The organism is Nitrososphaerota archaeon, from assembly GCA_011605775.1.
Taxonomy (GTDB): Archaea; Thermoproteota; Nitrososphaeria; order Nitrososphaerales; family JAAOZN01; genus JAAOZN01.
Genome location: JAAOZN010000091.1, coordinates 1 through 7,147, shown reverse-complemented (window position 1 = coordinate 7,147; position 7,147 = coordinate 1). Strand labels below are relative to the sequence as shown.

Here is a 7,147-nt window from a genome sequence, read left to right as displayed (position 1 = left end):
CGGCTTCAGGTCAGCCCAAGTCACAGCATCACCGATACAAACAGTCAACACTCTACTTCTCACCAGAACCCAAAGCGAGCAAACGAACATAAAAGTCAACAGAATGCTCACCCAGCTTCCTCAAACAACCTTCCTTCAACTTAACACAGCCCGATCCAACACAGTAGATAATATCGCTAAAACAATCCAAAGTAAAGGAAATGCGATACTAGATTCAACCCAAACACTAGTATACAAATCCAAGGACCTCGATGAACTCACCAACGCTCTCGACGAAGCAGACCTCATACTAACATCCTCAATCCAAAGCCTCAACGACCCCTCACTAACAGCAGAGCTGGCAGAACACAGACTAACATATATCTACACAGTTACAAACCTACGTCTGCTACTAGACTTCCTCATAGCAAACCCATCCTACAGACCAACCAAAGAATTCCGAAACCTACTCCAAGACACCTTATCCGAACTCGCTAACCTCACTAAACAAGCCTCCACTCTTCTACGAACAGCGGAAGAGAAAGGTCTTCTCCTACAACCAGAAGGACCAAGCATAATCGTAAGGGCAAGCGACATACTCTGGGTAGAAGACAGCCTCCAAATAACAGTATATAACATAGGAGGCGAAGACGCTAAAATAAGTCTAAGTTTAGTCGAAACACCCTTCTACACCTCAGCAACATCACAAGAAGTAACCATTAAACCCAACGACAAAGCAACCATAGTCCTAAAACCAACGCTTAAACAAAAACCGCCTCCACTCGCATTCATAAGGGTAAGTGTTTACGTAAATGGATTGCGAGCCTACGATGTCGATACCGAGATTCAAACACCCGTCAACCTCTTCGAAGCCAAAGAAGATAATCTAATTGCTGTTAGCGACGGACCACTGACATTGAGCGGAGGTAAGATAAAGATCACAAACAGCACCTTCCTCACACTAGCCATCCAAGGTAGTGAAAGCGACCACTACATCTTACTGTTGAACGGCCAAGCAATAAGAAGTGGGCTGATCTTAGGAAGCGGCGTCACAGTTGTAACTACATCATTCAGAAGCCCAACCGCAGGCACAATCGAATTCAAGAAAGTTTCCACCGAATCGAAAAGCGTCAGCGGAGTAAGAAGCGCAGAGCCCATAAAGGGCGTAACCCTCACCTCAGAGGGAAACATAGAAGGGCGTGTAACACTATACAAAGAGAACCCATACCCAGAAGCGAAGATAGCCGGTGTTGAAAAAGCGGTCTACCTAGCGGTCGACATAACCGAAGCAGCCAAAGAAGTTACGATAAAAATAAGATACCCAGACCTAGGTTTCACAGACCCAGCAAAACTCGCCCTCTACAAATACAGCGCAGAACACGAAAACTACATACCAATAAAATATGAAATAAGCAGAGAAGAAAAGACGATTACAGCAACCCTAAGTCAAGGCGACCCAATACTCGCCATCGCTCAAAGCAAAACCGTACAAACCACAACAACACAGCAAACAACCACGACTCAAATCACAACCCAAACCTCAGCTACCGAATCCACAACCCAGACCAAAACTCAAACTGTAGCTGCCGAAATCACAACTCAAACTACCGCAACCACACCGCCTCTAGTCAGCGTAAGTCTACCAGACCTCACCCTCTACGTAATCATAATATTGATTGCTGTAGCTGTGGTGGGGGCTTCATATGCAATAAAGCGCACCAAACATTCTTAATAAACAACTTTCTGAGACGAACCGTTCTCTACTACCTATTTGCCGCAGGAACCTCGTATAATACTCCCTCTTCCGACAATATAAGAACGTTACCACATTTCTGACACTTAAAGTACTTGTTTACCCCCTTCTCACCCTTCTGCTCCCCAATCAACTCCACTTTATCGTGTGAACACCGCCACCCTTCTGACATACCATATCTAATGCACTCGGGTAATTTATGGATATCGTGGTATTCCTCTCTATATAAGCCTCTAACAAACGGTCTCTATGGGGTTGACGCAGTAATTTACCCAGCTGCAAAATTAAAACCATGAGTGGCAGTAGGTCCTGCGCTTTAAGAATTTCATATATGTAAGGTTAATTTAGCAAAACTAGGCTTATGTGTTAAAAGAAGTCAGAATAGATGCGATGCTTCTCCTTCTGTCCTTTAAGAGGCTTTTTGAGTAGATGTCATCCTCCACAAGCCCTTCGAATGCTTGCTGTAGGTGCGCTGTAAACCCTGCTCCACCTATTGTTAGTTTAAGGTTTACTTTTTGACCTACTTGCAAGTCTAATCCTTTGGGTAGTATGATCTTGACAAGTCTTTCTCTCCTTAAATTGAGGTAGCAGGATAAGCCTACGCAAATCAAACCGTCGAGCATTATGTTGAAGTCTTCACAAGTTAGGAGTGCAGCCCAACTGTTTGATGATTGGACTAGCCCTATAGGTGTGTTGAGAAGCTTTGCTTCAGAAGATAATCCACCTCCTTTTTTATGTAGTAAACCGGCCCACTGGTAGTGTGGTATGCCTCCGTCAATCAGCCTAAACTCGTCACCAACCAGCCCGCATAAGCCGAAGAATGGTTCAAGATATGTGAAGGGTGCTTGTAGCTCCACTAGAGCGTAGCGTTCACCCAGCGCTACCACTCTTCCGCCATAGACCTCTTTTCTATCTAATTCGCCATCAACGTAGTATGTGTTCGAGATCTTGGGTTCAAGCGGGTAGCCCCCTGTTGCCCTAATGGGATCAGAGCGGTTTCGTAATTCGATGTGCATATGAGGATCTGTCCAAGGGTGAAAGAAGCCATCTCTTATGAGCCATCCTAAGGGTGTGCCGACATCTACATCATCACCTTCTCTCACAGAGGGTTGGATATGGAGTATCTTAGCCCAAATTTCAGGGTTCGCAGAACACTCTATCAAAATCGCGTACTCGGTTCTAGGGGCGTTAAACCACTTTGGAACAGGGGGTTCAAAGGGGTACAGCCTTCGAACCTTGCCTTTGACGGGAGAAGGTGCTTCAAAGCCGAATCGCCGGGAGCTAATGTAGATGTCTAATGCGGCGAGTTTAATATGCGGATGGTAGGGGCTGTTAAAGAATGAGACGAAGCCATCCGAAGGTGCTGAGATCGTCACACCTTTTGAAGCCGCAACTTCAACCATCAACTACTACGCACCACGCTTCACATCCTCTAAAAGAAAATTTTATCTTCAACCACATATAAGCCCTTATCTGCGCCCTGGTGGTGTAGGGGTATGCTCCTAAACGTGCCCCGCCAAGAGCCCGGTCTAGCATAGGACGCTGTCACCGTTCTGACCCGGGTTCAAAAGAGCGAGCCGGCTCTGAATCTCCCGGCCAGGGCGCTCGTAGACATAAGCTGATTATCTTATCAGCTAGATCATCTACCAACTCAGCTATGTTCTTCTGAGCTGCTTTAGGTTGAAAAGTAAGCGGCATAACAGTCGTACCCTTCTTCGAAGCCTGAAGCATGTTCTTGAGGTGTATAATGTTCCACGGTGTTTCCCTAATCACCAATATAAGAGGGAGTTTTCTCTCAAGCACCTGTTTAGCTGCTTTTAAGACTAGGTTGTCTGCGCGTTCCCAAGCTACTCCGGCTAGAGTCTTCATGCTACACGGCGCTATGATCATGGCTTTTGGTCGAAGATCTGCGAGTTCGTGTTCATCTTTTACAAATACGTCCGCCAGCCTATCCAATTCGATTGGTTTGATCTTCAATTCAATTTCTGCAACCTTATACGCCGCTTCTGAGACAATGAGCGCTGTTTTAACCCTCCTTTGTTTGAGCTTCTTAAGTATAGTTGTAGACACGATTGTGCCTGCTGCACCTGTAACCGCAAGGATGATTGTTTCCAATCTGTGAGTTAATTGATTTTTTTTCTAAAAAAGATTATGCCGCCCTTATTAGACTTAAATATGTGTTGGAGGATGTTAGATGTATGTCTTTTTCCGAGCGTGTACTCGGTATTGAGGAGTCGGGGATCAGAGCTATCTTCAATCTGGTTGCGAGATCCAAAGATATCATAAACCTCTCTATCGGCGAACCCGATTTAGATACCCCAGCCTACATAAAGGAGGCTGCGAAGGAGGCTTTAGATCAAGGGTATACTCACTACTCTCCAACCAAGGGTTACCCTGAGCTTCTCGATGCGATAGCCTTAAAGCTCAGGAGAGATAATGGTGTGGATGTCGATCCGGAAACCGAGGTCATGGTTACTTTTGGAGGCACTCAGGCGATATTCCTCGCCTTAACCGTTTTACTCCGTGAGGGAGATGAGGTTATAATCCCAAGCCCAGCGTTTGTGCAATATTTTGCAGCCACCAAGCTTGCAGGCGGTGTGCCGGTTGAGGTTGGTTTAAGTGGAGATTATACTATCAACCCAGACATCATACGAAAGGCTATAACTAAGCGGACAAAGCTCCTCATAATTAACTCGCCCTCTAACCCCACCGGTGCTGTTAGTGAAAGAAAGAAGATTGAGGAGGCAGTATCTACAGCTGTGGAGCATGGTCTGATGGTCATCTCCGATGAAGTGTATGAGAAGTTTGTATACGAGGGACAGCATTTTAGCCCGGCTAGTCTATCTGAATTTAAGAAATACGTGGTGACAGTAAATAGTCTATCTAAAGTATACGCTATGACGGGTTGGAGGATAGGTTACGTAGCAGCCCCACCTGAGGTTATAGAGCAGATGGCTAAAGTTCAAATGTACAGCTGCGCCTGCATACCCTCTTTTATACAGAGGGCTGCTATTAAAGCCCTACAGCTACAGCAAAGCTTCTTTGACGATGTTTTGCGTGAATATAGGCGTAGGAGGGATCTGTTATGTAATGTTCTATCTGAAAGCCCACGTCTCTTATTTAACAAGCCTCAAGGTGCCTTCTATCTATTTCCCAGACTAAAGGGTGTAAACGTTCCTTCTAAGGATCTGGTTATGCGGATGATTAAGGAGATTGGCGTTGCGGTTGTACCGGGCTCAGCCTTCGGCAGCCTTGGTGAAGGGTGTATACGCATCTCCTATGCTGCTTCTCTAGACAAAGTTGAAGAAGGTGCCAGGAGGATAGTTCGCTTTCTAGATTCTGCTGCTAAGAGTTGAAGCCCATCTCATCTATGCTGGGTGCTCTTCATGATTAGAGTTACACCCATCGCAGCAGATAGTTTCGGGGTTAGGTCTATGGCCACCTTTATTGAGACTAGTAGCGTGCGCTTGCTCATAGATCCAAGTGCAGCTCTTGCTCCCGCGCGCTATGGTTTGAAGCCTCATCCGGTTGAGTGGCAGAGGCTAGATGAATCTTGGAGTAAAATAGTGAGCTTCGCCGATTCTGCTGAAATAGTTGTTTTGACACACTACCACTACGACCACCACTCCACACGCCATCTAGAAGTGTTTAGAGGGAAACGGCTATTCATCAAGGATCCCAGCTTGAACATTAATCGAAGTCAGATGTGGCGAGCAGCCTACTTTCTCCAGAGCGTACAGGGGGTACCTAAAGAGATAAAGGCGGCTGACGGTAGGAGATGTCGAGTAGGCGAAACCACGATCCATTTTTCACACGCAGTAAGCCATGGCGCAGATGCCAAACTCGGATACGTTGTTGAAGTTAGCGTTGAAAGCGGGGGTGAAAGAGTACTCTTTACTTCTGATGTGCAAGGACCCGTAAGCGAAGAGCAGGTGAAGTTCATTCTCGAAAACGCACCGCAGACCCTTATAGTGGATGGTCCGCCGACTTATCTGCTGGGTAGCAGCTTCAAGGAAGACGATCTGCATCTGGCAAACCAGCTTCTTACTAAGATTATTAGAAGCCTGGTCGCTCAGGGGTTGGATACGGTTATCTTGGACCATCATCTGCTACGTGATCTTAATTATAAGGAGAGGGTGAAGCCTGTGTATGAGGTTGGAGAGGAGATGGGTGTTAGGCTCTCCACTGCTGCTGAGTTTATCGGTAGAGGGGTTGAGTTGCTGGAGGCTAGGCGCAAAGAGCTCTATCAAACCACTTAAAACACCTTTCACGCTCTCAAAGTTTATTAACTTGCATTCGGATGTTTTGGTGTTATGTCTGCAAAGGGGTTTGATGTAGGAGAAGCCCTAACAAGCTCGTTCAACATTTTACTCAGGAACCCTAAGATCCTCATCCCACAACTCATTTCATCGCTCATCTTTACCATAATGTCGGGGTTGAGTATCCTTCAGCTATTGAATGGTTTAGGAGGCTGGTTTCTGCTCGTCCCATTGACTTTTCTCCTTCTCCTAGCTGGTTTTATAGTCTACACGGTCGTTTCAGGGATGTATCCTCTTATGGTGAAAGACGTGGTAAACGGTGTTAGCCCCAACTTGACTTTAGCTGCAAACACAGCTCTCAAGAAGTTAATTTCACTTATCGCAGCATCGATACTTGTCTCTATTATAGTTGCGATAGGGTTAGTGCTGTTTATAGTGCCTGGTTTGATCTTCTTGACGTGGTTCTTCTACACTATACCAGCTTTGATGTTGGAGGATAAGGGTGCGTTAGAGGCTATGACGGCCAGCAGATACTTTGGTCGAGATAAGAAGCTAAATACTTTAGCCGTGATTATATTGCTTGGGTTAGCTGCGTTAGTAGGTGGCTTTTTTAGCCTAATACCGTTCGTAGGTCCGATCATATCATTCATCATCAGTCTGGTTGTGACGGCGTGGGCTTCTATAACGCAGTCCTATATCTACATAAAGTACACCAAATATTAGTCTATGTAACCCGTAAAACATATTTAAGTATGTATCTAACACAATAACCGTGGAAACGGTCCAAGAGAGGCTAAAGAGGCGCTACAGCGAGGTTTGTAGAGCTGGTGGCTTAGAGAAGTATATCAGTGATCTAAGAAAGTTAGCTAAAGAAATCGGCGAAGAAAGCTTCTTTGATGCTAAAGCGCGCTTCTTTAAGGCGTTAAGTGACCCAACCAGGCTTAAGATAATCAAGCTGCTTGCGGAGAGGGAGATGTGTGTATGTGAGGTTATGGCTGCTTTAAATCTTACCCAACCGAATGCCTCGCATCACCTTAACCTACTTGAACGAGAGGGCATAGCTAAGAAGAGGCGTGAGGGTAAGTGGATCATTTATAAACTAGCCTCTCCGAAGATTCTTCAACTCATAGAGTGGACGCTCACTTAGGCTCAAGCG

Annotated in this window: 6 protein-coding genes, 1 tRNA gene and 1 pseudogene; 6 read left to right on the top strand and 2 right to left on the bottom strand. The window is 45.7% G+C overall.

Annotation, left to right across the window (positions count from 1 at the left end; translation table 11 throughout):
• Nucleotides 1-1,711, top strand: a 1,711-nt coding sequence (locus HA494_08110) for a hypothetical protein (protein NHV97726.1), incomplete at its 5' end; no start/stop codon positions are given.
• A 380-nt stretch (nucleotides 1,712-2,091) separates the two neighbouring features.
• Here HA494_08110 and HA494_08105 read toward each other — a convergent pair.
• On the bottom strand, nucleotides 2,092-3,135 hold the full coding sequence (locus HA494_08105) for a hypothetical protein (protein NHV97725.1): 1,044 nt from the start codon (nucleotides 3,133-3,135) through the stop codon (nucleotides 2,092-2,094).
• A gap of 74 nt (nucleotides 3,136-3,209) precedes the next feature.
• Here HA494_08105 and HA494_08100 point away from each other — a divergent pair.
• A tRNA-Asp gene (locus HA494_08100) sits at nucleotides 3,210-3,336 on the top strand.
• A gap of 13 nt (nucleotides 3,337-3,349) precedes the next feature.
• Here HA494_08100 and HA494_08095 read toward each other — a convergent pair.
• Nucleotides 3,350-3,847, bottom strand: a pseudogene (locus tag HA494_08095) (UbiX family flavin prenyltransferase).
• Between the two features lie 83 nt (nucleotides 3,848-3,930).
• Here HA494_08095 and HA494_08090 point away from each other — a divergent pair.
• The 4 genes from HA494_08090 to HA494_08075 all read left to right on the top strand — a co-directional run bounded on the left by HA494_08090 (nucleotide 3,931) and on the right by HA494_08075 (nucleotide 7,138).
• Entirely contained in the window at nucleotides 3,931-5,088 is a 1,158-nt protein-coding gene (locus tag HA494_08090) for a pyridoxal phosphate-dependent aminotransferase (GenBank protein NHV97724.1), read from the top strand.
• Between the two features lie 33 nt (nucleotides 5,089-5,121).
• The gene (locus tag HA494_08085; GenBank protein ID NHV97723.1) at nucleotides 5,122-5,991 is read left to right on the top strand and encodes a hypothetical protein; all 870 of its coding nucleotides are present in this window, start codon (nucleotides 5,122-5,124) and stop codon (nucleotides 5,989-5,991) included.
• 54 nt (nucleotides 5,992-6,045) lie between these two features.
• Nucleotides 6,046-6,714 (top strand): hypothetical protein, encoded by a 669-nt coding sequence (locus HA494_08080; GenBank protein ID NHV97722.1) that lies wholly within the window; start codon nucleotides 6,046-6,048, stop codon nucleotides 6,712-6,714.
• A gap of 121 nt (nucleotides 6,715-6,835) precedes the next feature.
• The gene (locus HA494_08075) at nucleotides 6,836-7,138 is read left to right on the top strand and encodes a winged helix-turn-helix transcriptional regulator (GenBank protein NHV97721.1); all 303 of its coding nucleotides are present in this window, start codon (nucleotides 6,836-6,838) and stop codon (nucleotides 7,136-7,138) included.
• The last annotated feature ends 9 nt before the right edge of the window (nucleotides 7,139-7,147 follow it).

Bases quoted from the DNA above. Each gene is read 5' to 3' on its own strand.
- HA494_08105 (NHV97725.1), bottom strand. From the start codon at position 3,135: ATGGTTGAAGTTGCGGCTTCAAAAGGTGTGACGATCTCAGCACCTTCG.
- HA494_08090 (NHV97724.1), top strand. From the start codon at position 3,931: ATGTCTTTTTCCGAGCGTGTACTCGGTATTGAGGAGTCGGGGATCAGA.
- HA494_08080 (NHV97722.1), top strand. From the start codon at position 6,046: ATGTCTGCAAAGGGGTTTGATGTAGGAGAAGCCCTAACAAGCTCGTTC.